Here is a 2,328-nt window from a genome sequence, read left to right as displayed (position 1 = left end):
GTAAGAATCGGTATTATCGGAGCCGGGCGAATCGGCAAGCTGCATGCAGAGAATATCACAAAATTCGTGAAGTCGGTCGAGGTGGTGGGCATCAGCGACGTCTTGATGAATGAGCAGATGGAAGCCTGGGCAAAGGGCCTGGGAATCCGGGTTGTCACCAAGGATGCGATGGATTTGATCAAGCACCCCGACATCGATGCCATCATGGTATGCAGTTCCACTGCAACCCATGCCGACTTCACCATCGCAGCCGCAAAGGAAGGCAAGCATATCTTCTGCGAGAAGCCGATTGACTTGTCGGTGAAAAAGGGCTTGGAAGCCATCAAGGCAGCCAAGGCTCACAACGTTAAGCTGCAGCTTGGCTTCAACCGCCGCTTCGACCACAACTTCCGTCAGGTCAGGGAACTGACCAAGGCCGGCAAAGTCGGAGATGTACACATTGTGAAGATCACCAGCCGCGACCCGGCTCCCCCGACGGCAGCATATGCAGCAGTTTCGGGCGGTATTTTCCTCGATATGATGATTCATGACTTCGATATGGCCCGCTATCAGGCCGGCAGCGAAATTGTCAGCGTCCATGCGACCGGAGCAGTCTTGGTCGATCCGGAGATCGGCAAGGCCGGGGATGTAGACACAGCCATTGTCACACTCACCTTCGCCAACGGGGCGATCGGGGTCATCGACAACTCCCGCAAGGCAGTCTACGGCTACGACCAGCGCCTTGAGGTGTTCGGCTCCAAAGGCTGTGCAAAGGCCGAGAATGACACCCCGTCGACCGTCACACTCGCCACCAGTGAGCATGTCACCTCCGACAAGCCCCTCTACTTCTTCCTGGAGCGGTACAAGGACGCTTTTGTGGATGAGGTTGTCTCCTTCGCCCAGGCCATTGTCGAGGATACCGACGTGTTGGTCAGCGGTGAGGATGGGCTTGAGGATATGGTTGCCGCCCTTGCTGCCGGCAAGAGCCTGAAGGAAGGCCGACCGGTGACCATTGCTGAGATGAAGAAAGAGCTCGGGCTCCAAGGAGAGGCGCATGGCAACGATTAGACTGACTATGGCGCAAGCCCTGCTGCGCTTTCTGGACAACCAATACCTTTGGTTCGACGGGGAGGAGACTAAATTCGTCGAAGGTGTCTTTGGCATCTTCGGCCACGGTTGCGTGGTAGGCATCGGGGAGGCTCTGGCTGATGAGAATAACAAGCTACCCTTCTATCAAGCAAAGAACGAACAAGGAGCGGTCCATGCAGCCACGGCGTTCGCCAAGGAGCACAACCGGAGAAAAATCATGGCGGTGACCAGCTCCATCGGTCCCGGGGCACTGAACATGGTCGTGGGTGCCGGTACGGCTACCGCAAACCACATTCCAGTGCTCCTGCTACCCGGTGATGTCTTTGCCTGCCGCCAGCCCGACCCCGTATTGCAACAAATAGAGATTCCGACCGATTACTCCAATACTGCCAACGACGCATTCCGTTCGGTATCACGGTACTGGGACCGGGTCAACCGTCCCGAACAGCTGATGAGCGCCATGCTCAATGCAATGAGAGTGCTCACCGACCCCGCCGAGACCGGAGCCGTCACCATCGCCCTCCCCCAGGATGTGCAGGGCATGGCCTACGACTACCCCGCCGAGTTCTTTGCCAAGCGGGTGCACTATGTTGAACGAAGAATCCCAACCCAATTCCAGCTCGACCGACTCGCCAAACTGATCGCCAAGGCAGAAAAGCCCTTGGTCATCTGCGGCGGCGGTGTGCGATACAGCGAAGCCGGGGATGCCTTGGCAGCTTTCTGTGAACGGTATGCAATTCCGTTCGCCGAAACCCAGGCCGGCAAAGGAACAGTCCTTTGGGACAATCCCTACAACCTTTCAGGCATCGGGACCACCGGCAGCCAGGCGGCAAACCGCTTGGCCAAGCAGAGTGACCTGATCATCGGCATCGGCACTCGTTTCGGTGACTTCACCACCTGTTCGAAATGGCTTTTCCAGAACCCTGCATGCGAGTTTGTCTCAATCAATGTCGCCCCCTTCGATGCCTACAAGCTCAACAGCCTTCCCATCGTTGCAGATGCCAAGCTCACCTTGGAATCTTTGGTTTCCTTACCCCAGCTGGCCGGCTACAAGAGCCGTTGGGGCAAGACGATTGAAACCGAAAGAACGCTATGGAACGAGGAAGTCGACCGGCTCTATCAGGAAGTTGTTCCCTCCTCGCTCTCCCAGGTACGGGTGCTTGGTGAACTCAACGACCGACTGCTTCCTCCCTCGGCCATCGTGGTTTCAGGCTCCGGTTCGATTCCCAGCGACATGCAAAGGGTATGGAGAACCCGGGT

At 57.1% G+C, this 2,328-nt stretch carries 2 protein-coding genes; both read left to right on the top strand.

The features are described 5' to 3' along the window. Window positions 1–1,047: inositol 2-dehydrogenase (gene iolG, locus B3F49_RS01910; protein WP_293908728.1), on the top strand; the 1,047-nt coding region annotated here is incomplete at its 5' end. Then, a partial coding sequence (locus B3F49_RS01905; RefSeq protein ID WP_293908727.1) for a thiamine pyrophosphate-binding protein occupies window positions 1,034–2,328 on the top strand: 1,295 nt, incomplete at its 3' end. The genes iolG and B3F49_RS01905, both read left to right, overlap by 14 nt.

Source organism: Sphaerochaeta sp. UBA5836 (genome assembly GCF_002432845.1).
Classification (GTDB): Bacteria; Spirochaetota; Spirochaetia; order Sphaerochaetales; family Sphaerochaetaceae; genus Sphaerochaeta.
The sequence above is the reverse complement of the archived record's forward strand: the minus strand, read 5'-3'. Positions and strand labels throughout refer to the sequence as shown.